This is a genomic window from Mesorhizobium sp. M0119 (genome assembly GCF_040322615.1).
Classification (GTDB): Bacteria; Pseudomonadota; Alphaproteobacteria; order Rhizobiales; family Rhizobiaceae; genus Mesorhizobium.
In genome coordinates, this window is the sequence record NZ_JAMYTU010000007.1 from 75,394 (window position 1) to 101,065 (window position 25,672).

19 protein-coding genes are annotated in these 25,672 nt (G+C 63.2%); 15 read left to right on the plus strand and 4 right to left on the minus strand.

The genetic code is table 11. The features are described from left to right. Positions 1-54: 54 nt before the first annotated feature. From NKJ40_RS09405 to NKJ40_RS09460, 12 genes are all read left to right on the plus strand, one after another. Positions 55-858 carry a helix-hairpin-helix domain-containing protein gene (locus NKJ40_RS09405; protein ID WP_352465841.1) on the plus strand — a complete coding sequence of 268 codons (804 nt, stop codon included), beginning with the start codon at positions 55-57 and terminating at the stop codon, positions 856-858. Positions 859-1,014: 156 nt separating this feature from the next. Beyond that, on the plus strand, positions 1,015-2,166 hold the full coding sequence (locus NKJ40_RS09410) for an aminodeoxychorismate synthase component I (RefSeq protein WP_352465842.1): 1,152 nt from the start codon (positions 1,015-1,017) through the stop codon (positions 2,164-2,166). After that, entirely contained in the window at positions 2,115-2,777 is a 663-nt protein-coding gene (locus NKJ40_RS09415; RefSeq protein WP_352465843.1) for an aminotransferase class IV family protein, read from the plus strand. The genes NKJ40_RS09410 and NKJ40_RS09415 overlap by 52 nt, the downstream gene beginning before the upstream one ends. 17 nt (positions 2,778-2,794) lie before the next feature. Further along, complete coding sequence (locus NKJ40_RS09420) at positions 2,795-3,082, plus strand: YciI family protein (RefSeq protein ID WP_352465844.1); 288 nt, start codon at positions 2,795-2,797, stop codon at positions 3,080-3,082. Beyond that, a complete protein-coding gene (locus NKJ40_RS09425; protein ID WP_352465845.1) occupies positions 3,079-4,035 on the plus strand; it encodes a heme-dependent oxidative N-demethylase family protein in 957 nt (318 codons plus the stop codon). The genes NKJ40_RS09420 and NKJ40_RS09425 overlap by 4 nt, the downstream gene beginning before the upstream one ends. Then, on the plus strand, positions 4,019-5,257 hold the full coding sequence (locus NKJ40_RS09430) for a hypothetical protein (protein WP_352465846.1): 1,239 nt from the start codon (positions 4,019-4,021) through the stop codon (positions 5,255-5,257). Before NKJ40_RS09425 ends, NKJ40_RS09430 begins: the two co-directional genes overlap by 17 nt. 122 nt (positions 5,258-5,379) lie before the next feature. Continuing rightward, positions 5,380-6,825 carry a homospermidine synthase gene (locus tag NKJ40_RS09435; protein WP_352465847.1) on the plus strand — a complete coding sequence of 482 codons (1,446 nt, stop codon included), beginning with the start codon at positions 5,380-5,382 and terminating at the stop codon, positions 6,823-6,825. 85 nt (positions 6,826-6,910) lie between these two features. Further along, on the plus strand, positions 6,911-7,285 hold the full coding sequence (omp10, locus tag NKJ40_RS09440; protein ID WP_352465956.1) for an outer membrane lipoprotein Omp10: 375 nt from the start codon (positions 6,911-6,913) through the stop codon (positions 7,283-7,285). Between the two features lie 189 nt (positions 7,286-7,474). Next, a complete protein-coding gene (locus tag NKJ40_RS09445; protein ID WP_352465848.1) occupies positions 7,475-9,625 on the plus strand; it encodes a 5'-nucleotidase C-terminal domain-containing protein in 2,151 nt (716 codons plus the stop codon). Positions 9,626-9,775: 150 nt separating this feature from the next. Further along, positions 9,776-10,840, plus strand: a complete 1,065-nt coding sequence (gene hemH / locus NKJ40_RS09450) for a ferrochelatase (protein WP_352465849.1) — start codon at positions 9,776-9,778, stop codon at positions 10,838-10,840. Positions 10,841-10,969: 129 nt separating this feature from the next. Continuing rightward, positions 10,970-11,920 (plus strand): SPFH domain-containing protein, encoded by a 951-nt coding sequence (locus NKJ40_RS09455; protein ID WP_292664671.1) that lies wholly within the window; start codon positions 10,970-10,972, stop codon positions 11,918-11,920. Between the two features lie 10 nt (positions 11,921-11,930). Beyond that, positions 11,931-12,395: an NfeD family protein gene (locus tag NKJ40_RS09460; RefSeq protein WP_352465850.1), complete on the plus strand. Its 465-nt coding sequence runs from the start codon at positions 11,931-11,933 to the stop codon at positions 12,393-12,395. A gap of 13 nt (positions 12,396-12,408) precedes the next feature. Here the strand turns inward: NKJ40_RS09460 and NKJ40_RS09465 are convergent, their stop codons facing one another. Continuing rightward, complete coding sequence (locus NKJ40_RS09465) at positions 12,409-13,410, minus strand: KpsF/GutQ family sugar-phosphate isomerase (protein ID WP_352465957.1); 1,002 nt, start codon at positions 13,408-13,410, stop codon at positions 12,409-12,411. A 177-nt stretch (positions 13,411-13,587) separates the two neighbouring features. On the opposite strand from NKJ40_RS09465, the gene NKJ40_RS09470 reads away from it, so the two are divergent. Continuing rightward, the gene (locus tag NKJ40_RS09470; RefSeq protein WP_502903697.1) at positions 13,588-15,327 is read left to right on the plus strand and encodes an outer membrane beta-barrel protein; all 1,740 of its coding nucleotides are present in this window, start codon (positions 13,588-13,590) and stop codon (positions 15,325-15,327) included. Positions 15,328-15,457: 130 nt separating this feature from the next. Here the strand turns inward: NKJ40_RS09470 and galU are convergent, their stop codons facing one another. Further along, a complete protein-coding gene (gene galU, locus NKJ40_RS09475) occupies positions 15,458-16,363 on the minus strand; it encodes a UTP--glucose-1-phosphate uridylyltransferase GalU (protein ID WP_352465852.1) in 906 nt (301 codons plus the stop codon). 207 nt (positions 16,364-16,570) lie between these two features. Here galU and NKJ40_RS09480 point away from each other — a divergent pair, with 207 nt between their 5' ends. After that, on the plus strand, positions 16,571-17,797 hold the full coding sequence (locus tag NKJ40_RS09480) for a lytic murein transglycosylase (protein ID WP_352465853.1): 1,227 nt from the start codon (positions 16,571-16,573) through the stop codon (positions 17,795-17,797). Positions 17,798-17,823: 26 nt separating this feature from the next. Further along, entirely contained in the window at positions 17,824-19,071 is a 1,248-nt protein-coding gene (locus NKJ40_RS09485) for an SGNH/GDSL hydrolase family protein (protein WP_352465854.1), read from the plus strand. Positions 19,072-19,093: 22 nt separating this feature from the next. Here the strand turns inward: NKJ40_RS09485 and NKJ40_RS09490 are convergent, their stop codons facing one another. Next, positions 19,094-20,548, minus strand: coding sequence for a glutamate synthase subunit beta (locus tag NKJ40_RS09490; protein WP_352465855.1), 1,455 nt, complete (start codon positions 20,546-20,548; stop codon positions 19,094-19,096). A gap of 143 nt (positions 20,549-20,691) precedes the next feature. Continuing rightward, positions 20,692-25,422, minus strand: coding sequence for a glutamate synthase large subunit (gene gltB, locus NKJ40_RS09495; protein WP_352465856.1), 4,731 nt, complete (start codon positions 25,420-25,422; stop codon positions 20,692-20,694). Between the last annotated feature and the right edge of the window lie 250 nt (positions 25,423-25,672).

The window sequence follows — 25,672 nt, forward strand, 5'->3', positions numbered from 1 at the left end:
AGGTCATGGCCCCACAGGCCAGGGCGGACGGATCGGACTGGAGAGAGAAAGACAATGGGCACTTTTTTCTACATGCTCCTGGCGTTCCTGGTAGGTGTGTTGGTTGGCTGGTTCATTTGGGGACGCCTGCGCGGCGAGCTCGACAGTTTGCGTGGCGATCTCGACCGCACGCGCAGCGAACGTGACAGATTGCGGGCCGATAGCGACCGTCTGACTGGTGAGTTGGATGCATGCGGCCGCGCCCGCGCCGACCTCGAGCGGCGGCTAGGCGAGGCGCCGGCCGCCAAGGCGCCAACCGCGGCAACAGCGAAGGCGCCAGCCGCCAAGACCGGCGCGACCAAAGCCGCGATGCAGGCGCCGTCAACCCTGATGTCGACATCCGCACCAGCCAAACCGGCGCCGAAAAAATCTGTAACGGCGAAGGCCGCGACCGCGCCACACGCAAGTGCCGCGAAAACGGCAACGCCGAAACCGCCTGCATCGAAAGCGAGCGCCGCGCCCAGGACCGCACCAGCGGCAAGCAAGGCTGCGCCGGTGGCAAGCAAGGCCGCGCCAGCTGGAAAGAAAGCCGCGACCGGCAAGGCAACAGCCACCGCGGCAGGCAAAGCCAACGATCTGCGTCGCCTGATCGGCATCGGCCCGACCAACGAGCGGCTGCTCAAAGGGCTTGGGGTCACGACCTATGCCCAGATCGCCGCCTGGACACCCGACGATGTCACGCGGATCGAGGCGACATTGAATTTCGACGGCCGCATCGAACGTGAACGCTGGATCGAGCAGGCGAAACTGCTTGCCGCCGGCGACGAAAAGGAATTTGCGCGCCGCTTCCCGACCGCGGGAGAAGCCAGCAATACCTGATCCATGGCAAGACGGCATCTGGAACAAGGCGGCGCCCTCTGGCGCCGCTTTTGTTTTTGCCGCCGCGCCTTTGCGTCTTGAGACGCCGTTCCCTCGATTGCGCACGGTCGAGCCCCCATATAGATCGATCGCTGGTGACCGCAGCATCCGAGCCTTATGTCCCTGCCCCTGCCCTTTGCAATCTTCCGGAACGACGAGACCGCGCGTCAGCTCGTTTTCGACCGGCCGGCCGAGATCATCGCAGCGCATTGCGAGGCGGGCTTTTTGCCGGCCCTGGAAGCAGTGCAGGCCGCACATGACGGCGGCAAATGGCTGGCCGGCTATTTCTCCTACGAGGCCGGTTACCTGCTCGAACCCAAGCTCGTTCCGCTGCTGCCGGCCGGCCGCCGCGCCCCGCTTTTCTGCCTCGGCGTGTTCGACGCGCCGGTCGAGGAGACGGTCGCGCCAGGCGATCTGCCGGCTAGCAACGGCCCGATTTTTGACGCCAAGGCAGCCTGGTCTTCGGACGACTACGCCGCACGCTTTGCCAGGCTGCATGACCACATCCGCAAGGGCGACTGCTACCAGGGCAATCTGACCTTTCCGGTCCACGCGCAATGGTCGGGCGATCCACTGGTCGCCTTCAACGCGCTGACCGAACGCCAGCCGGTAAAGTACGGGGCGCTGGTCGCGCTCGGCGATCCGATCGTCTTGTCGCGTTCGCCGGAACTGTTCTTCGAGGTCGACGCGGAAGGCATGATCGAAACGCATCCGATGAAAGGCACTGCGCCGCGCGGCGCCACCAAGGCGGAGGACGATCGCCTGAAAGCGTTCTTGCGCAACGACGAGAAGAACCAGGCCGAGAACCGAATGATTGTCGATCTCCTGCGCAACGACATTTCACTGATCAGCGAGGTTGGCACGCTCGATGTGCCGGAGCTTTTCCGCATCGAGAGCTACCCGACCGTCCACCAGATGGTGAGCCGCGTGCGGGCGAAACTCTTGCCCGGCCTCACCATCCGCCAGATTTTCGCCGCGCTGTTCCCCTGCGGCTCGATTACCGGCGCACCGAAGATCCGCGCCATGGAGATCTTGCGCGAGCTGGAAGGTGGCCCACGCGATGTCTATTGCGGCGCCATAGGCTGGATCGCGCCCGGCGGCCGGATGCGCTTTTCGGTGGCGATCCGCACCATCTCGCTCTTTGCCAATGGCGAGGCGGTCTACAATGTCGGCGGTGGCGTCGTCTTCGATTCGACAGCCGAAGAGGAGTACCAGGAGTGTCTGCTGAAAGCCCGTTTCGCGACGGGAACACCGCCGATTTCGAACTGATCGAAACAATGCGCTGGGAGCCCGGCTCGGGTTTCCTCCGTTTCGACCGCCATCTCGCGCGGCTTTACGGCTCGGCAAGCGAACTCGGTTTCGCCTGCGATCCGCGCAGAGTTGGCGAAGCGCTGATGAAGGCGGTTGGCCACCAACAGATCGCGTTGCGCACCCGCCTCGTCCTGTCGCGCAATGGCGAAGTCGCGGTTTCGGTGCAGCCCTACGAGCCGCTTGCCGCCGACAAGGTCTGGACACTGCAGCTGGCACGGGTGCGGCTTGATTCGAGCGACATGCTGCTGCGCCACAAGACCAGCCGTCGACAAACCTATACGCGCGCCCGCGCCGAATATCTCGCCGGCCGGGCCGATGAGGTGCTGCTCGCCAATGAGCGCGGCGAAATCTGCGAGGGCACGATCACCAATGTCTTTGCCGATTTCGGCGACGGCGGGCTGGCCACGCCGCGGCTCGATTGCGGCCTGCTGCCTGGCGTGCTGCGCGGCGAACTGCTGGATCAAGGCCGCGCCGGTGAAGCGGTCTACACGTGGAACGAACTGAAATCGGCCAAGGCGCTGTTCGTCGGCAACTCGCTGCGCGGATTGATCCCGGCGCGGCTGGGCTGAAGCATCGGGAGACAACAATGTTCGTGGTTTCGCTGAACTACAAGGTGCCGCTGACCGAGATCGACCGCCTGCAGCAAGCGCATGTCGAATGGCTGAAGGCCTGCTATGCGGAAGGCATTTTTGTCGCCTCCGGGCCGAAGCGGCCGAGGACCGGCGGCATCATCATCGCGCGCGGTCCACGCAACGTGCTCGATGCCAGGCTGGCGGACGATCCTTTCGCCAAGGCAGGCGCCGCCGATTACGAAATCACCGAATTCACGGCGAGAATGGCCGCTGCCGCACTGGAAGTCTACAAAGAAGCATGAGTTTCCGCCCACCGACCCACACACCCTATGACGGCTCGTCGAAACTGTTCACCATCGGGCTGAAGCCGCTCAATCTCGATAGATGGATCGAGGTCGACGAATATCTGCTGCCCTATCTTGCCGAGAAACGCCGGCTTTATGCGGAAATTCCCGACAAGGTTTTTGTCGAGGAGCAAGCCACGCGCGAAGCCCAACGCGAAGTGCTCGATCTGCTCGGTACGCATCTGGCGGCGAACTTTCCTGAGAGCCACAGGCGTACCGCCGACGGGATCGAGGTGATCGGCGGCACCGACAACCTCGAAGGCTCAGGCACCGCAGCTCCTTTCAGCGATGCGCCGCTTGTCGCGGCCTCGTTGCTTGTGCAGGAGGATCTGATCCTGATGCGCCGCGACGAGAGCGGCTGGCGTCTGGCGGCCGGCTCGCTCTGCTTCCCCTCGTCATGGGCGCTGACCGAAAAATTCGGCAAGCCGCTGCAGCAGATCCACGCGCCGGTACCGGGTTTCGGCCCAGGCACACGCCCGGCCGATCTCATCAACCGCATGTTCGACGGCCTCCAGGGCCAAGCCGTCGAGCGCTACAACTGGTCGATCCAGGCGGGCGACGCGCTCTACCATCCGCTCTCCAACCTCGAGCGCATCGATCGCGCCAGCAGTCGCCCGTCGAGATTCCCGGACGGCGACATCGACGCCCATGCCTTTATCCGCGTCGAACGGCAGACGCTGAGAAAGCTCCCCGTTTCGGGCGACGTACTCTTCACCATCCGCATCCATCTCGACCCGCTCGCCGTGCTGGAGCGCCACCTTGACCGCGCCGCGCTCGCAGCGTCGTTCGCCGAGCAGCTTCTGGCGTTGGATGAGGCACAACTTGACTATAAGGGCCTGACAGCCGACCGTGACCGACTGACGGAACGACTGAAAATCATGGCTCGGGGGAACAATGATTCAGTATCTTAGCAAACAGGTCGTTCTCGTGGCCACGATCCTGGCATTGTCGACAGCAGCCAAGGCCGAACCGGTGACTTATGCCGGCAAGCTTGGAAAGAGCGATATCGTCGTCGAATTCACCGGCGACCCCGCGGCGCCCGGCGGCCCGCTGGCCGGCCGCTATTTCTACCGCTCGAAGGGCGTCGACATCCCGCTGCAGGCCCGGTCTCAAAAGGGCAGCAAGTTCGAACTGGCCGAGGAGGAGGCATGCGGCGCCGACAATTGCGATAACGGAAAGGCCGCGCCGATTGCCGCCGTCTGGCGCCTGGCCTCATCCAGTAACGGCAAGACCCTTGAAGGCAGCTGGAACGGAAAGAAGGCGCTGCCGCTCAGATTGGAACGGGTCGCAAGTCGGCAGGTGACCGGGAACGAGCCCAGCAGCCCGCTCGATCTCTACGATTTCAGCTTCATGAAGTTCTTCGGCAATGACACGCCGCTCACCATGGAAACGTCCCCTTATGACTATCTGCGGATGGACACTCAGCTCGATAACGGCAAGACGACTGGTTGGCCGGACGCAACCTACCGCTATGTCGTCGACCCCCGCACCAAATTTGCCACGCCGCGCATTGTCGAACTGTCCGGCAACGTTCCAATCGAGGCCGCGAATGCTCTGCTGCAAGACAGGCACTGGCGCGCAAACATTGGCGCACTGGGCTGCGTGGCGGCGCAATATGCCGGCTTCAACGAAGGCGGGTCGATTGACGGTGTGAACGACGGCACCCTCGGTGGCTATGAGGACAGCACATTCGAAGTGACCTCGCTGACGCCGCGGCTGATGAGCTGGCGGGAGTCCGGCAGCATCTTCTGCGGCGGAGCGCATCCGACCAACTATTCGGACACCTACATCATGGATGTGCGCCGCGGCGTCCTGCTCGGCCTTCAGGACATTTTCCTGGATACGGTAGATGGCAAGCCAGGCCCTTCCCTCGCCTCCTTGGTCAAGCAACGGCGCAAGAAACCGACCGATCAGGCCGATATCGATCACGAAGCCGAATGCGGCATGGACGATCTCATCGACGAAAATTTGGCGGCGAGCCTCTGGCGTGAGGGCGACAAGCAGGTTCTGGTGTTCGGGCTCCAGACCCTGCCGCATGCCATCCAGGCCTGCGCCGACGATCTGCTGGAACTACCGGTCTCCGAGGCACGTGACCTCTTCAAGCCTGAATTCGCAAGACTGGTCGAGCCGTAGCCGGGATGGCGCGGCGTGAGGCCGGCCGTCCGCTTTTCGCTTTATTGTGACAATGATCTATGGTTTGTCGCGCCGCGGCCAAGCCGCTGTTCCGAAGCGTTTTTTGAGGGAGTAATCGATAAATGGCGAATGAAAACTGGCCCGTTTACGGTGAGATCACCGGCCCTGTCGTGATGATCGGCTTCGGCTCGATCGGACGGGGAACGCTGCCGCTGATCGAGCGCCATTTCAAATTCGACAAGTCGCGCATGACGGTCATCGACCCGCGCGACACCGACCGCAAATTGCTCGACGAGCGCGGCATCACCTTCATGCAGGATGCGGTGACCAAAAAGAACTACAAGAAGCTGCTGACACCGCTTTTGACCAATGGCGGCGGCCAGGGCTTTTGCGTCAACCTGTCGGTCGACACTTCTTCGCTCGAGCTGATGAAGCTCTGCCGCAAGCTTGGCGTCCTCTACGTCGACACCGTGGTCGAGCCCTGGCTCGGCTTCTATTTCGACGAAAAGGCCGACAATGCGTCACGCACCAACTATGCGCTGCGCGAGACGGTGCGTACTGAAATCGCGAAGAACCCGGGCGGCACCACGGCGATCTCGTGCTGCGGCGCCAATCCCGGCATGGTCTCGTGGTTCGTCAAGCAGGCACTGGTCAACCTCGCCACAGATCTTGGCCTCGACTTCTCGGAACCCGCGCAGCATGATCGCGAAGGCTGGGCCAGGCTGATGAAGAAGGCCGGCGTCAAGGGCATCCATATCGCCGAGCGCGACACCCAGCGCACCAAGAAACCCAAGCCGATGAACGTGTTCTGGAACACCTGGTCGGTCGAAGGCTTCATTTCGGAAGGCCTGCAGCCGGCCGAGCTCGGTTGGGGCACGCATGAGACGTGGATGCCGAAGAACGCCAAAAAGCACAAGAACGGCTCGAAGGCCGCGATCTTTCTGGAGCAGCCCGGCGCCAACACGCGCGTGCGCACATGGTGCCCGACGTCCGGTCCGCAATACGGCTTCCTGGTGACGCATAATGAGGCGATTTCGATTGCCGATTTCTTCACTTTGCACAGCAAGAAGGGCAAGGTGCAGTACCGGCCGACCTGCCATTACGCCTATCATCCCTGCAACGACGCCGTGCTGTCACTACACGAGATGTTCGGTGCCGCCGGCGAGGCTCAGCCCGTGCATCACGTGCTCGACGAAAACGAACTGGTCGATGGCATCGACGAACTCGGCGTGCTGCTCTACGGCCACGCCAAGAACGCCTACTGGTATGGCTCGCAGCTGTCGCTGGCCGAGGCGCGCAAGCTGGCGCCCTACCAGAACGCCACCGGCATGCAGGTCACGTCGGCGGTGCTGGCCGGCATGGTCTGGGCGCTGGAAAATCCCGAGGCCGGCATCGTCGAAGCCGACGAGATGGATTACAAGCGCTGCCTCGACGTGCAGAACCCATATCTCGGGCCGGTCAGGAGCTATTATACGGACTGGACACCGCTCGACAATCGGCCTGGTCTGTTTTCCGAGGACCTCGACACCAAAGACCCGTGGCAATTCCGCAACATCCTCGTTCGATAGCAGCGTTGCCTCGACACTCCGCCAGCTTGCAATCGCCTGGAAATCGGGCGATTGAAGAGGGCGGACCGAGGAGAGGAATTTGATGATGACGATTGTGCAAAGGTTGCTTTCGGCTGGCGTTGCCGCAGCCGCTGCCGTCACGTTGGCGGCCTGCACCACCACCGGCCCAGGCGAGCCGCCGGTGATCACGGCCAAAGGGGTCGAAGGCTCCTGGATCGACGCACAGGGCACCGGCTTGTCGACCTTCAAAGCCGGCAGCTTCGCGACCGTCGCCACCGATACCGGCCAGAAGCTTGCCGATGGCAGCTACACCATGACGGGCGGCACCTCGGTCGAGATCCATGGCACTTCGCTGATCCGGCAGACGCCGATCAGCTTCAACTGCTTGATGGTCTCCACAAGCCAGCTCAATTGCACCAGCGCGAGCGGGCAGAATTTTGTGCTGACCAGGCGCACCTGAAATTCGATTCCGAATTGACTTTGCAAAGGGCGGCGGCTTCAAGCCGCCGTCTTCTTGCGCCGGCAAAGCTGATACCGATTTCCGCTTGCATCGACTGAAACGCGATGTGAACATGGCCCGAGAGGGCTGTTACATCCCAGTCAAACAAGAGCGTTAAACGCGTCTGGTCCAGTTATCCGGGAGACGAGAATGAAGAAGATCGCTGCCATCGCCGCGCTGTCGGCATCGGCGCTTGGCCTGTCGGCAGGGATATCCTTTGCCGACTACACGCTGAACATCCTGCACATCAACGACTGGCACAGCCGCATCGAGAGCAACAACAAGTATGAATCGACCTGCTCGGCCGAGGAGGAGACCAAGGGCGAATGCGTCGGCGGCGCCGGCCGCCTGGTCACCGCGATCGCCCAGGAGCGCAAGAAGTTGCAAGGCCAGAACGTGCTGCTGCTCAGCGCCGGCGACAATTTCCAGGGCTCGCTCTTCTACACGACCTACAAAGGCAAGACCGAAGGCGAATTCCTCAACCAGATGAAATTCGATGCCGAGGCTCTTGGCAACCATGAGTTCGACGATGGTGAGTCGGCGCTGGCGCCGTTTCTCGACATGATCCAGTTTCCGGTGCTCGGCGCCAATGTGAAGGCCAATGCGCAATCCAAGCTCGGCGACCGCGTCAAGCCGTCGATCGTGGTCGAGGTCGGCGGCCAGAAGATCGGGATCGTCGGCGCGGTCACCAACGACACGCCGGAGCTTGCCACCCCTGGCCCGAACATCGCCATTGAAGATGACGTCAAGTCGATCACCGCCGAGGTCGAAAAACTGAAGGGGGAGGGTGTCAACAAGATCATCGCGGTCACCCATATCGGCTACAAGCGCGAGCGCGACGTGATCGCCAAGATCCCGGGCGTCGACGTGGTGGTCGGCGGCCACAGCCATTCGCTGCTGTCCAACACCGATCCCAAGGCGGAAGGCCCATATCCGACGATGGTCGACAATCCGGACGGCTACAAAGTGCCGGTCGTGCAGGCGGCGTCCTATTCGAAATATCTCGGCGAATTCAAGGTCGTGTTCGACGACAACGGCGTCGTCAAGGAGGCCAGCGGCGATCCGATCCATCTCGACAAATCGATCACGCCCGATCCCGCCGTGCTTGCCCGCATCAAGGAACTCGGCGCGCCGATCGAGGCTTTGAAGAACAAGGAAGTCGCCGAGACCACCAAGGCGATCGACGGCAGCCGCGAAAACTGCCGCGCCCGCGAATGCGAGATGGGCAATCTGGTCTCCGACGCCGTCCTCGACCGGGTCAAGGGCCAAGGTGTAGAGATCGTCATCTCGAATGGTGGCGGCTTGCGCGCCTCGATCGACCAGGGCACCGTCACCATGGGCGAGGTTCTCACCGTCCTGCCGTTTCAGAACACGCTGGCGACCTTCCAGATCTCCGGCAAGGATCTGGTTGCCGGGCTCGAAAGCGGCCTCAGCCAGGTCGAGGACGGCGCCGGGCGCTTCCCGCAGGTTGCCGGCCTGAAATATGCGTTCGACAAATCGGCGCCGCCTAACGGACGCGTCAAATCGGCCGAGGTCATGGAAGGCGGCGCCTGGACGCCGATCAAACCGGACAAGGACTACCTGGTCGCCACCAACAACTATGTCCGCCAGGGCGGCGACGGCTACAAGGTGTTCGCCGAGAAGGCCAAGAACGCCTATGATTACGGCCCGGGGCTGGAACAGGTCGTTGCCGATTACCTCGGCGCGCACCGGCCCTATACGCCCAAGCTCGACGGCCGCATCACCGAGATCGCCGCGACCGGAGCCCCGGCCGCAGAACCTGCCAACCCGGCCGAACCGCCAAAACCTGCTGAGGCAGCGCCGATAAAGCCTGCTGAGCCGGCAATGCCCGAAATGCCGGCCGGCTCCGGCGACATTTCCAAAACGCCGCCGGCCGTCCCGCCGGAAACCGCGCCGGCAACACCCGCACCCGCCGAGCCGGCCCAGCCGGCGGCACCTGCGGCTCCGGCCACACCGGCTCCGGCGACCCCTGCTCCGGCCGAACCGGCCAAGCCCGCCGAGACAGCGCCTGCCCCGAGTCAGCCAGCCCCAAGTGAACCGGCCCCAACCGAGCCGGCCCCAACCGAGCCGGCAAAACCTGCCGAGCCCACCAAGCCGGCTGAGCCGGCACCGGCCGAAAGCAGCCATGTAATCGTCGCCGGCGATACCTATTGGGATCTCGCGGTGAAGGCCTATGGCGACGGCACCAAATGGAAAATGATCTATGATGCCAACAAAGCCTACGAGCCACGCCGGCTGCCGGTCGGCGCAACCTTGACTATCCCGGCGGCCTCGAAGTAATCCGGCCGCAGGAACGCAATGCACCCGCCCGGCAAACCGGGCGGGTGTTGCATTTCTGGGATTAGCTGCGGCCAGACGCAGCATTTGAAAACCAGCGCGGCATCGCTACTTTCGCCGCGGCACCGTTGGTTCGCGGTGTTGGAGAACCTCATGACCCGTGCCAGCCCTGCTGAAATCAGAGCCGAGAAGACTACCGCCTCGCCGTCGGCAGGGCGCCCTCTGGTCAGGACCGGCAAAGTCGGTGTCATGCTGATCAATCTCGGCACCCCCGACGGCACCGACTTCAAGCCGATGTGGCGCTACCTCCGGGAGTTCCTGTCCGATCCGCGCGTCATCGAGCTCAACAAGGCGATCTGGTATCCGATCCTCTATGGCGTGGTCCTCACCACCCGGCCGACGAAATCGGGCGCCAACTATGCCAGGATATGGAACAGGGAGCGTAACGAGTCGCCGCTGCGCACCTATACCCGCGCCCAGGCCGAGAAGCTCGGGCTTGCGCTCGGCGATCTACCCAACGTCGTCGTCGACTGGGCGATGCGCTACGGCAGGCCTTCGACCGAGAGCGTGGCCAACAAACTGGTCGAGCAAGGCTGCGACCGCATCCTTTCTTTCCCGCTCTATCCGCAATATTCGGCGACGACGACTGCGACCGCCAACGACCAGCTGTTTCGCGCGCTGATGAAGATGCGCCATGCCCCGGCCATTCGCAGCGTGCCGCCCTATTACGACGAGCCGGCCTATATCGAGGCGCTCGCCCGTTCGATCGAAAAGCATCTGGCGAGCCTCGACTTCGAACCGGAAATTGTCATCGCTTCCTATCACGGCATTCCGAAACCCTATTCCGACAAGGGCGACCCCTACCAGGCCCATTGCCTCGAGACGACGCGGCTGCTGCGCGAAAAACTCGGCTGGGATGAAAAGAAGCTGATCACCACCTTCCAGTCGCGCTTCGGCGCGCAGGAATGGCTGCAGCCCTACACCGACAAGACGGTCGAAAGACTAGGGCGTGAAGGCGTGAAATCGATCGCCATCGTCAATCCGGGCTTTTCCGTCGACTGCATCGAGACGCTGGACGAAATCGGCAGGGAAGCGGCCGAGACCTTCCACCATGCCGGCGGTGAAAAGTTCGCACACATCCCTTGCCTCAACGACAGTGCCGAGGGCATGGCGGTGATCGAGGCAATGGTACGGCGCGAGCTGTCCGGCTGGGCCTGAACAGATCACCTGTCTATGCACCGGCATCCATGATCACCCGATTGTAACGTTGCTGAAACACACTTAAGTGTTTGGTCAAGTCGGCCGCGTGGAATGTCCAACATGGCCGGCCTTTGAGGGGAGAGCCAAATGGGTTTCAGTGGTTTTGATATCGCGCTTCTTGTTCTTGTCGCCCTTGTCGTGCTGGTGCTTTTCAAGGGCATCCGGACAATTCCGCAAGGCTATAATTATACCGTCGAACGCTTTGGCCGTTACACCAAGACATTGAACCCAGGCCTCAACCTGATCGTGCCCTTCATCGATCGTGTCGGCGCCAAGATGAACATGATGGAGCAGGTGCTCGATGTCCCGACGCAGGAGATCATCACCCGCGACAATGCCACCGTTGCCGTCGATGGCATCGCCTTCTATCAGGTGCTCAACGCGGCGCAGGCCGCCTACCAGGTCTCCGGCCTGCAGAATGCGATTCTCAATCTCACGATGACCAACATCCGCACCGTGATGGGCTCGATGGACCTCGACGAACTTTTGTCGAACCGCGACGCCATCAACGAGCGCCTGCTGCGCGTCGTTGACGAGGCCGCGCACCCCTGGGGCATCAAGATCACTCGTGTCGAGATCAAGGACATCAACCCGCCGGCCAATCTCGTCGAATCGATGGGCCGCCAGATGATGGCCGAGCGCAATAAGCGCGCCCAGATCCTCGCCGCCGAAGGCCTCAAGCAATCGCAGATTCTGGAGGCCGAGGGCCGCAAGGAAGCCGCATTCCGCGACGCCGAGGCGCGCGAGCGCTCGGCCGAGGCTGAAGCACGCGCCACGCAGGTGGTGTCGGAGGCGATCTCCAAGGGCGACGTGCAGGCGCTCAACTACTTCGTCGCGCTGAAATACACCGAAGCGCTGACCAAGATCGGCTCGGCGACAAACAGCAAACTCGTTCTGATGCCGGTGGAGGCCTCATCGCTGATCGGCACGCTCGGCGGCATTGGCGAAATCGCCAAGGAGGTTTTCCGGAGCGAAGGCACCGCCGGCGCCGCACGACAGGCCGCCCGCCCACCGGTGGTTCGCCCGAGCGAGACCTGAGGCCGCAGCCATGCTCGACCGCATTGTTTCCGAACTCGGCCCGTGGAGCTGGATGGTCCTCGGCTTCGTCCTGCTGGTTATGGAGGTCATCGCGCCCGGCATTTTCATGCTGTGGATCGGCATTGCCGCGCTGTTGATCGGCGTCGTCTCGCTGCTCATCTGGGACGCCGGTTTCTGGACCTGGCAGGTCCAGGTCGTCGTCTTCCTCGCGCTGTCGCTGGTCTCGGCCTATGTCGGCAAGCGGCTGGTAGGCGGGCGCCATGAGGAGACCGACCAGCCGCTGCTCAACCGCCGCGGCGCGCAGATGGTCGGCCGGACGGCGACGCTTGCCGAGCCGATCAGGGACGGGCGCGGCCGCATCAAGCTGGGCGACACGTTGTGGCGCGTCTCCGGCCCTGACCTGCCAGCCGGCACGCAGGTGCGCGTGACGGGTGCTGCCGATACCGATCTGGAGTTGACGGTCGAGGCGGTCTAGAAAACCCGCTAGACTAGGCAGCACCGATCCGTAGCAGGTCGTGCAGATGGACGAGCCCGATCGGCCGCCTGCCTTCGACCACCATCAGGCTGGTGATGGCCGAGTCGTTGATCGTCTGCAGCGCCGTCGCAACAAGCGTGTCGGGCGCGGCCATTTTTGGCTCTCTGGTCATCACCTGATCGACGCTCATGGCCAGGAGATCGCTGCCGATATGGCGCCTGATGTCGCCATCGGTGATGATGCCGATCAACTTGCCGTCCGCCGAAGTGACCGCCACGCAGCCAAACCCCTTGCGCGACAATTCGAGGATTGCCTCGCGCATGCCGGTACCTGACGACACCAGCGGCAGCCTGTCGCCGACATGCATGATCTCGCGGATCTGCGTCAGGTTGGCTCCGAGCTGGCCGCCGGGATGGAACGTGCGGAAATGGTCCGGGGTGAAGCCGCGTGCCTCGAGCAGCGCGATGGCCAGCGCATCGCCCATCACCATTTGCAGCAGCGTCGAGGTCGTCGGCGCAAGGCCGTGCGGACAGGCTTCCGGGGCTCGCGGCAGCAGAAGCACCACGTCCGCCGCGCGCGCCAGAGCCGATTTTTCGCCCGCAGTGACCGCGACCAGCGGGATCGAGAAGCGCCTCGAATAGGCGATGATGCCTTTGAGCTCGAGGCTTTCCCCCGACCACGACAGGGCGACGATAGCGTCGTTCCTGGCGATCATGCCGAGGTCGCCGTGATTGGCTTCGGCAGGGTGGACGAAGAAGGCCGGCGTGCCGGTCGAGGCGAGTGTCGCGGCGATCTTCGAGCCGATATGGCCGCTTTTGCCGACCCCGGTGACGATGACGCGGCCATCGATCTGCGACACCATGTCGACGGCCCGTGCGAACGGCTCGGCCAGCCCGTTTTCGAGAGCGTCTGCCAGTGCCGCGACGCCGGCCTGCTCCGTCGCCACCGTTCTCAGCGCCGAGGCAATCGCGGCCTGCCCGTCGTGCCGCTTCCTGTCTGGGGATTTCACGTCCATGGACGATGCGATTAGCGCTTCGGCGCGCGCCTGTCCAACGGAATTGCCGCCCCGAACACCTTGACGGCCCATCCCTCAACGCTCCGTTAACCATCCCCATTTACGGTTTCGTAAGTATGGCGCGCGTGCGCCGCGCAAGCAGTGGTGCCGATGTCCGGGTTTCAGCCTCAAAGCAAAATGGGACGAAAGGGCAAGGCGGTCTGCGCTTTGCTGCTGGCAACCAGTGTCCTTGCGTTGTCGCGGCCGGCGCTGCTTTGCGCCCAGGAAACCGAGCTGCGCGGCGAGGTTTCGGAATCGACAATCCTGGACGACCAGCAGTACAAGATCAGGCAATCGAGCATGGCTGGAACCCAAGCCGCCCAGGCTGCTGCAACCGCCAACGACAATAAGCCGCTGCCTACCTATCGTCCGGCCAGTCCGGGGGCCTTGCCTGACGACGGCACGGGCGAGGCGGCCACAACCGGCGGCACTTTCGATCCGCCAGAGGCCAGCGGCGACCCATTTCCCGACAACCCTGCTCCGCCGCCGCGACGGCGGCCAAGCGCAACGCAACGCGCCACCAATGCGGCCAACGCCGAAGACGAGACCGCGGACAGCCAGAAGCGCAAGGGGACTGCGATTGCAGCCGCGGCGACGACCGATGACACCGATACAGCTGCCATAGACGAGCAGGATACGGTCAACCGCCGTGCCGTCACCGTCGATTCCGCCGAAAGGCTCAGGCTCGACCCCGGCGCCGAGCGCACCGAAGCCATCGAAGGCCAGAACAAAAAGAACGAGGACGATCCGTTCGCCGCCACAGGCATCAAGATCGGCTCCTTCGTGATCCGGCCGACGCTCGAGCAAGGCCTGACGTCTTCGACAAACGCCGATTCGAGCAGCCTCGGCAAGCCGGCATTGCTGTCGGAAACGACGCTGCGCTTCAACGCCGTCTCCGATTGGCGGGAGAATTCGGCGACGGTTGAGGGCTATGGCATCTTCCGCGAAACCTTGTCCGGCTATGACATTCACGAGGCGCAAGGCCGCGTCGACGGCACGCTCAACATCGATCTCGACAGTGATCTGCGCGCCATCGCCAAGCTGGGCTATGAGGCCGTGCCCGAATCGGCCTCGTCGCCGGACGCCATCGTCGGTGCCGTTGGGCAGCCGGTGCGCCAGACCGTGAACGGCAGTCTCGCCGTCGAGAAGGATGCCGGCAAGATGCGCTTCGCGCTGACCGGCGCGGTTGAGCACGACATCTTCGGTGACGCCAAGCTTTCGTCGGGCGGATCGCTGTCGCAGAAGGGCCGCGACTCGACGCTCTACACGGCCATTTTGCGCACCGGTTACGAGATCTCGCCTGCCATCACCCCGTTCACCGAAATCGAGATCGGCCGGCGCGCTTATGATTTGCGCGTCGATCCAAACGGCTTCCAGCGCTCCTCGACCAGGCTTGGCGCACGGGCCGGCGTCGAGGTCGATCTCCGCGAGAAGCTTAGCGGCGAGTTCTCGGTCGGCTGGCTGCGCGAAGCCATCGACGACGACGCCCTGCCGGCGATTTCGGGCGCGACGGTCAATGCCGATCTCAAATGGTCGCCGGAACGCGGCACCACGATCGGGCTCACCGCACAGACGACCGCCGAGAACACGACGAACGCGGGCGAAAGCGGCGACATGCTCTATTCCGGCAGCCTCACCGGCGAGCGGCAAATCCGCGCCAACCTGACCGGAAATGCCGCACTCGGCCTTGAATGGCGCGACTATACCGGCTCCGACGACCATGATTTGACGCTGAGCGCCGAGGCTGGGCTGACGTGGTGGCTGAACCGCTACACCGGGCTCACCACCCGCGCCAGGACTGAAAAACTGACCAGCAACCTGGTTGGGCGCGGCTACACGGCCAACAGTATCTTCGTCGGCTTGAAGTTGCAGCGCTAAATGCATGTCGCGCAAAAGTGTGCAGCGGTTTTGCGATAACGACTTGCATAAAACAAGAACCTAAAGCGCGTCGCATGAGGCCGGTCGAACGCGGCGCGCTTTAGCCGGTCAGCGGCAGCCGGTGTTGAAACTACAAGGCTACGCCGCGGCGTTCTGACGGCGCGAGTTCGTCCAGAAGCGTGCGAATGACACCGGCCATGCTGGCATTCACGTCGCTGCGCCACAGTGCGAAGGCAACGTTGGCCTCGACGAAGCCTTCGGGCGAGCCGCAGTCGAACGTCCGCCCGCGGTAGTGGTAGCCGTAGAAGGGCTGTTGCTTCTGCAGCTTCAGCATTGCATCGGTGAGCTGGATCTCGTTGCCGGCGCCTTTTTCCTGACCTTCGAGTATCTTGAATATCTCCGGCTGCAGGATGTAGCGCCCGTTGATGTAGAGGTTCGACGGCGCCGTGCCGGTCTTCGGCTTTTCCACCATGCCGGTGATGCGGAAACCGTGATGCGCGTCCTCGCCGCGGCCGACAATGCCGTATTTGTGCGCCTCGGCCGGATCGCATTCCTGCACGGCGACGATGTTGTTGCCGGTCTCGGCGTAAAGCTCGACCATGTCCTTCATGCAGCTTTTTTCCGACTGCATGATCATGTCGGGTAACAGCAGCGCAAAGGGCTCGTCGCCGACAAGCTCGCGCGCGCACCAGACGGCGTGACCAAGGCCGAGCGGTACCTGCTGGCGGGTGAAGCTGGTCTGCCCCGGCGCCGGCTGCAGCCGCTGCAGGCGGGCGAGCTGGTCGTCCTTGCCGCGCTGCGCAAGCGTGTCGTAGAGCTCGAACTGGACATCGAAGTGATCCTCGATGACCGCCTTGTTGCGGCCGGTCACGAAGATGAAATGCTCGATCCCCGCATCGCGCGCCTCATCGACCACATACTGGATGACCGGCCTGTCGACGACCGTCAGCATTTCCTTGGGAATGGCCTTGGTAGCGGGGAGAAAGCGCGTGCCGAGACCGGCAACCGGGAATACTGCCTTGCGAACTCTCTTCATGTGCCAATTATCCATTTGCATGCCTGTTCGGCAATCCCGATTCGAGACATTTTCATGCCGAAATCGAGGATTACTGAACGGCGGGTCAGAAATCTCAGCTGGTAAAGCATTGACGCATCTTTTCACCCCGGACGGCACCTATGGTAAACCAAATGCTAACCGGGTTCGGCGATGAATAGTCTTCCTGACATGAAGAAGGAGGAAAAGATGTCCGTTCGCAACGCCGCAAGGCGCTTCACCAGCGTCCTGACGGCCGCCAGCCTCTCGCTTGCCTTGCTCATGCCCAGCGGGCCGGCTTTTGCCGATGCCGGCTTCCGCCAATGGGTCGCCAGCTTCCGTGCTACCGCAGTGGCGAGCGGCGTTTCCGGCTCCGTCTACGACCAGGCATTCAAGGGCATCAACGATGCTGACCCGGTGGTGCTGGAAAAGGCTCGTACTCAACCCGAATTCACCGCACCCGCCTGGGATTATTTCGACAACCGCGTCCATGACCAGTCGGTCGCCGTCGGCCAGCAGATGGCAAGGAAATGGAAGCCTTGGCTGGACAGGATCGAGGTAAGATACGGCGTCGACCGCTACATCCTGCTGGCCATCTGGTCTATGGAATCGAACTATGGCGAAACCCTCAAGCGCGATGACATCATGCGCAATGTCGTGCGCTCGCTGGCGACGCTTGGTTATGCCGACCCAAAGCGAGCGAAATTTGCCCGCACCCAGCTGATCGCGGCGCTGAAGATCCTGCAAACCGGCGACATCGACGAAAGCCATCTCAGCGGCTCATGGGCCGGCGCAATGGGCCATACCCAGTTCATCCCGACCAGCTACCAGTCCTATGCGGTCGATATGGACGGCAACGGCAAGCGCGACATCTGGAATTCGATTCCCGACGCACTGGCGACAGCCGCCAATTTGCTGAGGAAGAACGGCTGGCAGGCAGGCAAGACCTGGGGTTATGAGGTCAGCCTTCCGGACGGCAAGAAGCTGCCCGGAGGCTCGAAGTCGCTGTCGCAATGGCAGGCGCTGGGCGTCACCCGTGCCAACGGCAAGCCGTTCAAGAACGGTGCGGACAAGGCGACGTTGAAGCTGCCCGGCGGCCGCGGCGGGCCGGCTTTCCTGATGATCAAGAATTTCTCGGTCATCAAGCGCTACAACAATGCCGACAAATATGCGCTCGCCGTGGGCCTTCTTGCCGACGAAATCGCCGGCTATGGCGGGCTTGTGCAGGACTGGAAGCGACCGTTTACCAAGCTCTCCTTCGAGGAAAGGCAGGAGCTTCAGAAGCGACTTTCTGAGCACGGCTATTACGACGGCAAGTTCGACGGCAAGATCGGTGACGGATCGAAAACCGCCATCATGGCCTTCCAGGCAAAGGCCGGCTTGACCCAGGACGGGTATCCGAGCAAGGAAGTGCTCAAATGGCTCAGGCAGAACTAGAGCCGGTTACGGGATGGAGAGGGTGATTGGTTTCGGCTGCGCGCATCCGGTTAATCGTTCGTCGCGTGCCGATCCTCGTTGTGGCGATCGCCGTTCTGGCAGTCGGCGCCGCCAGTGCCTTTCATACCTCGGCCATGGCGCAGGAGCCGGAAAGTCGTGGCTGGTCGCTACGCGACCTGTTGTTTCCGCGCAGAAGCGAGCGGTTTGAGCAGCCGCCGCCCGAATTCCAGAGAGAATTCCAGAGAGCAAAGCCCAGACCCAAGCTGAGGAAGCCCCGGTCCGGTCGCCGGCCGCCGCCGGCCGAACCGACAACCCCGGTGGCCGAGAAGGCGCCGGATGCACGCGTCGTTCTGGTGGTCGGCGATTTCATGGCGTCTGGGCTGGCTGAGGGGCTCGACGCCGCCTTTGCCGAGAACACCGGCGTCAGGATCGTCATCCGTGCCAACGGATCGTCCGGCTTCGTGCGTGACGATGTCTACAACTGGCCAGAACAGGTCAAGTCGCTGATCGCTGCCGAGAAACCGGCAGCCGTCGTCGTCATGCTCGGATCCAACGACCGACAGCAGATGCGCGTCGGCGATGTGCGCGAGCAGCCGCGATCCGAAAACTGGACCAAGGAATACGAGCGCCGGACCGATGCGTTCGGCAAGGCCATCGCCGCAACCAAGGTGCCGTATCTGTGGGTCGGCATGCCGGCCATCCGGGTCTCGAAAATGACCTCCGACATGCTGGCCTTCAACGACATATTCCGCTCGTCCGCCGAAAGCCACGGCGGCGAATTCGTCGACGTCTGGGACGGGTTCGTCGACGAGAACGGCGCCTTCATCACCAGCGGTCCGGACATCAACGGCCAATCGGTGCGCCTGCGCTCCGACGATGGCATCAACATGTCGAAGGCCGGCAAGCGCAAGCTCGCCTTCTATACCGAAAAGCCGCTGATGAAGATCCTTGGGCTGGCCGCGCCGGGAAGCGTGGTCCCGGCTTCTGCCCCGGCCGGCGCTCCCGTCGAGGCGCCGGCACCTGCTGCCGCACCGATAGCCGTCGATCGCACCGTGCCGATGCTGCTCAGCGATCCGGCACTGGACGGCGGCTCGGAACTTCTCGGCGCCGCCCCGCCGGCAAAAGCTGACAAGAATTTGCCGGGCGAAAGGCTTGTCATCGAGGGCAAGGCGCCCGACGCCTCACCGGGCCGTGCCGACGATTTCTCCTGGCCGCCGAAGACACAGCCTGCGACGGCGGCCGCATCCGACACGACGACGGCGATCCGGCAGTAAGCAGAACCTCTTCGGAACGGACTCAACGCGGCAGCACGCTCGATCCCATCAGCGCCTCGTCGATGGCGCGCGCCGCTTGGCGGCCCTCGCGGATCGCCCAGACGACCAGCGACTGGCCGCGCCGCACGTCGCCCGCCGCATAGAGCCTTTCGACGCTGGTCCTGTAATCCCGATCATTGGCCTCGACATTCTTCGAACGGCGGCTGTCGGTGACGATCGTCATCTGCCCGTCGAGCTCCGACACCGGCCCTCGAGCGGCTGGCCCGGCAAAGCCGATGGCGATGAACGCGAGATCGGCGCGGATAACGAATTCGGTGCCGGCGATCGGCTTGCGCTTTTCGTCGACCTCGCAGCATTTGACCCCGGTCAGCTGGCCGTCTTCGCCGATGAATTCGAGCGTCGCCACCTGGAATTCGCGCTCGGCGCCTTCGGCCTGCGAGGACGAGGTGCGCATCTTGGTCGCCCAGTAGGGCCAGACCGACAGCTTGTCTTCCTTTTCCGGCGGCTGCGGCCGGATGTCGAGCTGGGTGACGCGCACCGCGCCCTGGCGGAAGGCAGTGCCGACGCAGTCGGAGGCAGTGTCGCCGCCGCCGACGACGACGACATGCTGGCCGCCGGCGACGATCGGGCGGGACGGCCATGCGACCGACTGGATCGGCTCGCCGCCTATGCGCTTGTTCTGCTGCACCAAATAGGGCATGGCGTCGTGCACGCCGTCGAGATCATCGCCCGGGATGTTGGCCGGACGCGGTGTTTCGGAACCGCCGCAATAGAGGACCGCGTCATATTCGGCGAGCAGTTCGGCGACCGGCTTGTCGACGCCGACATTGACGCCACAATGGAAGCTGACACCTTCGCCCTGCATCTGCTCGATGCGCCGGTCGATATAATGCTTCTCGATCTTGAAATCGGGGATGCCGTAGCGCATCAGCCCGCCCGGCCGGCTCTCGCGCTCATAGACGTGAACGTCATGGCCGGCACGACCGAGTTGCTGGGCAGCGGCCATTCCCGCCGGCCCCGAGCCGATGATCGCGACGCGCTTGCCGGTCTTCCGTTCCGGCGGATAGGGCCGGATATGGCCGGTTTCATAGGCCTTGTCGGCAATCGCCTGCTCGATCGTCTTGATGGCGACCGGAATGTCCTCGAGATTCAGCGTGCAGGCTTCCTCGCAAGGTGCCGGACAGATGCGGCCGGTGAATTCCGGAAAATTGTTCGTCGAATGCAGGTTGCGGATCGCGTTGTCCCAGTCGCCATTGTAGACGAGGTCGTTCCAGTCCGGGATCTGATTGTGGATCGGGCAGCCGGTCGGTCCATGGCAATACGGAATGCCGCAATCCATACAGCGCGCGGCCTGTTTCTCGACCTCCTTGTCCGACATCGGCAGCGTGAACTCGCGAAAATGCCGGATGCGGTCGGAAGCCGGCTGGTACTTGTGCACCTGCCGGTCGATCTCGAGAAACCCTGTTACCTTGCCCATAGTCCAGTCCCTGCTGTCCGGAAGGCACGCCTGGCGACGCACCCGTTAACCTCATAAGGCAGCCGTGGCAACCTTCAGTCCGAGGTCAGGATTGTTGATGAAGATGGTTGCCGGGACGCATGGCTTCCCGGCAATTTCCAAATCTATTCCGCCGCCACGTTCATGCGCATACGTTCCATCTCGATCAGCGCGCGGCGGTATTCGACCGGCATGATCTTCCGGAATTTCGGCCGGAAAATCGCCCAGTCGTCGAGGATCTCGCGACCTCGCACCGAGCCCGTGTAGTGGACGTGGTTGGAGATCAGCTGGTAGAGCCGCTCCTCGTCATGGCTGGTCATATCGCCGGATACGTCGACACGGCCCTTGTGGTCGAGATCGCCGCCATGGTGGAGCAGCTTTTCCATAAGGTCGTCCTCTTCCGGAACCGGCTCCAGCTCGACCATCGCCATGTTGCAGCGCTCGGCGAAATCGCCCGCCTCGTCGAGCACATAGGCGACGCCGCCCGACATGCCGGCGGCGAAGTTGCGGCCGGTCTGGCCGATAACGACGACGATACCGCCGGTCATGTATTCGCAACCATGGTCGCCGACGCCTTCAACGACGGCGGCGACACCCGAATTGCGCACGGCAAAACGCTCGCCGGCGACGCCGCAGAAATAGGCCTCGCCCTCGGTTGCGCCGTAGAGCACGGTATTGCCGACAATAATGGACTCGGCAGCAACGATTTTCGTGTTCTCCGGCGGGCGGATGACGATGCGGCCGCCCGACAGGCCCTTGCCGACATAGTCGTTGGCAGCGCCCACCAGTTCGAACGAGACGCCGCGCGCCAGGAAGGCGCCAAAGGACTGGCCGGCCGTGCCGGTGAGCTTCACCGAGATCGTGTCCTCGCGCAGGCCCTTGTGCTTGAAGCGCTTTGCCACCTCGCCCGACAGCATGGCGCCCGTCGAACGGTCGACGTTGCGGATCGGCAGTTCGATACTGACCGGCTGCCTGGCTTCGAGCGCCGGCTTTGCCAGTTCGATCAGCTTGCGGTCGAGCACGTCGTCGATCGGATGCTTCTGCCGCTCGGTCCAGTGCACCGCCTCGTGCGGCGCATCAGGCTTGTAGAACATCTTGCTGAAGTCGAGCCCGCGCGCCTTCCAGTGCTGGATCAGCTCGCGCTTTTCCAGAAGGTCGGTGTCGCCGATGATCTGGTCGAGATGGGTATGGCCCATCTCGGCAAGCAGCGCCCGCACCTCTTCCGCCACATAGAAGAAGAAGTTGATGACGTGCTCGGGCGTGCCCTTGAAGCGCTTGCGCAGCACCGGGTCCTGTGTCGCGACGCCGACCGGGCAGGTGTTGAGATGGCACTTGCGCATCATGATGCAGCCGGCCGCGATCAACGGCGCGGTCGAGAAGCCGAACTCGTCGGCGCCGAGCAGTGCGCCGATGATGACGTCACGCCCGGTGCGCAGGCCGCCATCGACCTGCAGCGCGACGCGCGACCTGAGACCGTTGAGCACCAGCGTCTGGTGCGTCTCGGCAAGGCCCATCTCCCACGGGCTGCCGGCATGCTTGAGCGAGGTCAGCGGCGAGGCGCCGGTGCCGCCGTCATAACCTGATATGGTGATGTGGTCGGCACGCGCCTTGGCAACGCCGGCCGCAACTGTGCCGACGCCGACTTCCGAGACCAGCTTGACCGATACGTCGGCCGCCGGGTTGACGTTCTTCAGATCGTAGATGAGCTGCGCCAGATCCTCGATCGAATAGATGTCATGATGCGGCGGCGGCGAGATCAGGCCGACGCCCGGCGTCGAATGCCTGACCTTGGCTATGGTCGCATCGACTTTGTGGCCCGGCAGCTGGCCGCCCTCGCCGGGCTTCGCCCCTTGCGCGACCTTGATCTGCATCATGTCGGAATTGACCAGATATTCCGCCGTGACGCCAAAGCGTCCCGAAGCGACCTGCTTGATCGCCGAGCGTTCGGGGTTCTTGCCGCCGCCCGGCAGTGGCAGATAGCGGTCGGCCTCTTCGCCGCCCTCGCCGGTGTTCGACTTGCCGCCGATGGCGTTCATGGCGCGCGCCAGTGTCGTGTGCGCTTCCCTGGAGATCGAGCCGAAGGACATCGCCCCGGTCGAGAAGCGCTTGACGATATCGGCGGCCGGCATCACCTCGTCGAGCTTGACCTTCTTGCGCCCGGTCTCTTGCGCCAGCTTGATCTTGAACAGGCCGCGAATGGTCTGCGCCTGTGCCGTGTCGCTGTCGATCTGGGCGGAATAGTCCTTGAACGTTTCCCACGAGCCTTGGCGCACGGCGTGCTGCAAGGTCGCCACTGCGTCCGGCGACCAGATATGGGCCTCGCCGCGCATGCGGAACATGTATTCGCCGCCGACCTCGAGGCTGTTGCGCAGCACCGGGTCGTTGCCGAAGCCGTCGGTGTGGCGGCTGACCGTTTCGGCGGCGATCTCGTCCAGCCCGACGCCTTCGATCAGCGTCGCCGTGCCGGTGAAGTACTTCTGCACGAAGTCCGACTTCAGCCCGATGGCATCAAAGATCTGCGCACCGCAATAGGACTGGTAGGTGGAGATGCCCATCTTGGACATCACCTTGAGGATGCCCTTGCCGATTGACTTGATGTAGCGGGAGACGACCTCGTAGGCATCGACCTCCGCCGGCAATTCGCCACGCTTGTGCATATCGAGCAGCGTGTCGAAAGCGAGATAGGGATTGATCGCCTCGGCGCCGTAGCCGGCGAGACAGCAGAAATGATGCACCTCGCGCGGCTCGCCGGATTCCACGACGAGCCCAACCGAGGTGCGCAATCCCTTCCGGATCAAATGATGATGCACGGCCGCCGTTGCCAGCAGCGCCGGAATGGCGATGCGGTCCGGCCCGAGCTGACGGTCCGACAGGATGATGATGTTGTAGCCGCCGGCGACCGCCGCCTCGGCGCGCTCGCACAGCCGGTCGATGGCGCCCAGCATGCCGGCCGCGCCTTCATTCGAAGCATAGGTGATGTCGATCGTCTTGGTGTCGAAACGGTCCTCGGTGTGACCGACCGAGCGCAGCTTCTCCAGATCGCCATTGGTCAGGATCGGCTGGCGCACTTCGAGCCGCTTGCGGCGCGAAGTGCCGACAAGATCAAAGATGTTGGGCCGCGGCCCGATGAAGGAGACGAGGCTCATCACCAGTTCCTCGCGAATCGGGTCGATCGGCGGGTTGGTGACCTGTGCGAAGTTCTGCTTGAAATAGGTGTAGAGCAGCTTCGATCTGTCCGACATTGCCGATATCGGCGTGTCGGTGCCCATCGAGCCGACCGCCTCCTGCCCGGTGGTCGCCATCGGCGACATCAACAGCTTGGTGTCTTCCTGGGTGTAGCCGAACGCCTGCTGGCGGTCGAGCAGTGAGACATCCCTGCGCAGGGCGCGCGGCTCGACCGGGTTCAGATCCTCGAGGATGAGCTGGGTGTTGGCGAGCCAGCTCTTGTACGGGTGCCTGGTCGCAATCTCCGACTTGATCTCCTCGTCGGAAACGATGCGGCCCTTGTCCAGGTCGATCAGCAGCATGCGGCCGGGCTGCAGCCGCCACTTCTTGACGATCCTTTCCTCTGGCACCGGCAGCACGCCGGCTTCCGAGGCCATAATGACGCGGTCGTCGTCGGTGACGATGTAGCGCGCCGGCCGCAGCCCATTGCGATCGAGCGTGGCGCCGATCTGGCGGCCGTCGGTGAAGGCAACCGCCGCCGGTCCGTCCCACGGCTCCATCAGGGCTGCGTGATACTCGTAGAAGGCCTTGCGGTCCTGACCCATCAGCTTGTTGCCGGCCCAGGCTTCCGGGATCAGCATCATCATGGCATGGGCGAGCGAATAGCCGCCCTGCGTCAGGAATTCGAGCGCATTGTCGAAGCAGGCGGTGTCCGACTGCCCTTCATAGGAGATCGGCCACAGCTTCGAGATGTCGTTGCCGAACAGTTCGGAATCGACCGAGGCCTGCCGTGCCGCCATCCAGTTGACGTTGCCGCGCAGCGTGTTGATCTCGCCATTATGGGCGACCATGCGGTAGGGATGCGCCAGCTTCCACGACGGGAACGTGTTGGTCGAGAAGCGCTGGTGGACCAGGATCAGCGCCGTCTCGAAACGCGGGTCGGTGAGGTCCTTGTAGTAGGCGCCGACCTGATAGGCCAGGAACATGCCCTTGTAGACGATGGTCCGCGAGGACATCGAGACGACATAGAAGCCGTTGTCGACGCCTTTGGTCTCCTCGTGGATACGGCCGGAAATGACCTTGCGCAGGATGTAGAGCCGCCGCTCGTAATCGTCGTCGTTCTCGATCTCGGCGCCGCGGCCCAGGAACACCTGCCGGTGCACCGGCTCGGAAGCGGCGATGTCGGGCGCCTTGGACAGCGACGAATTGTCGACGGGCACGTCGCGAAAGCCGAGCAGCGGCTGGCCCTCGAGTTGCGCCACCTCGGCGATGATGCCTTCGATATGCGCCTGCAGCTCCGGGTCGCGCGGCATGAACACGTGGCCGACGGCATAGTGGCCGGGCTTCGGCAATTCGACCCCTTGTTTGGCCATCTCCTCGCGGAAGAAGCGGTCCGGCAGTTGCACCAGCACGCCGGCGCCGTCGCCCATCAGCGGATCGGCGCCGACGGCGCCGCGATGCGTCAGGTTTTCGAGCACGGCAAGGCCGTCCTCGACGATCTGGTGTGACCTTACGCCCTTCATGTTGACGATGAAGCCAACGCCGCAGGCATCATGCTCATTGCGCGGATCGTAGAGGCCGTGCGCGGCATAGCCGGTGCTGGTTCGCCCAATATTGGTCAGGGACGGATTTTTGACGGCTGCCGCTTTCGTCTGCGCGGCCTTCATCGCAGATGGCGTCATGTCCGTCATCGTCCTGTCCTCCGTTCCGTCCCCTTCGGGCGCTGGTTTCCGTCGGGAAGCGCGTGGCTCCCCTTTCAATCTTGCGGCACGTCTTGCGAAATTCTTGTCGACCGTGCGGCCTTCCGCATGGTTCGCATATGGTATTCGTACAGGCCAGAGCCAGGCTGTCTAGCTGTCGCTCGCGGCAATTGCCGCAGAGGCGCAATCATATGCCAATGCGGCCAGTTTTGTGCGACAAAATAAGACAGCACTACTGTCC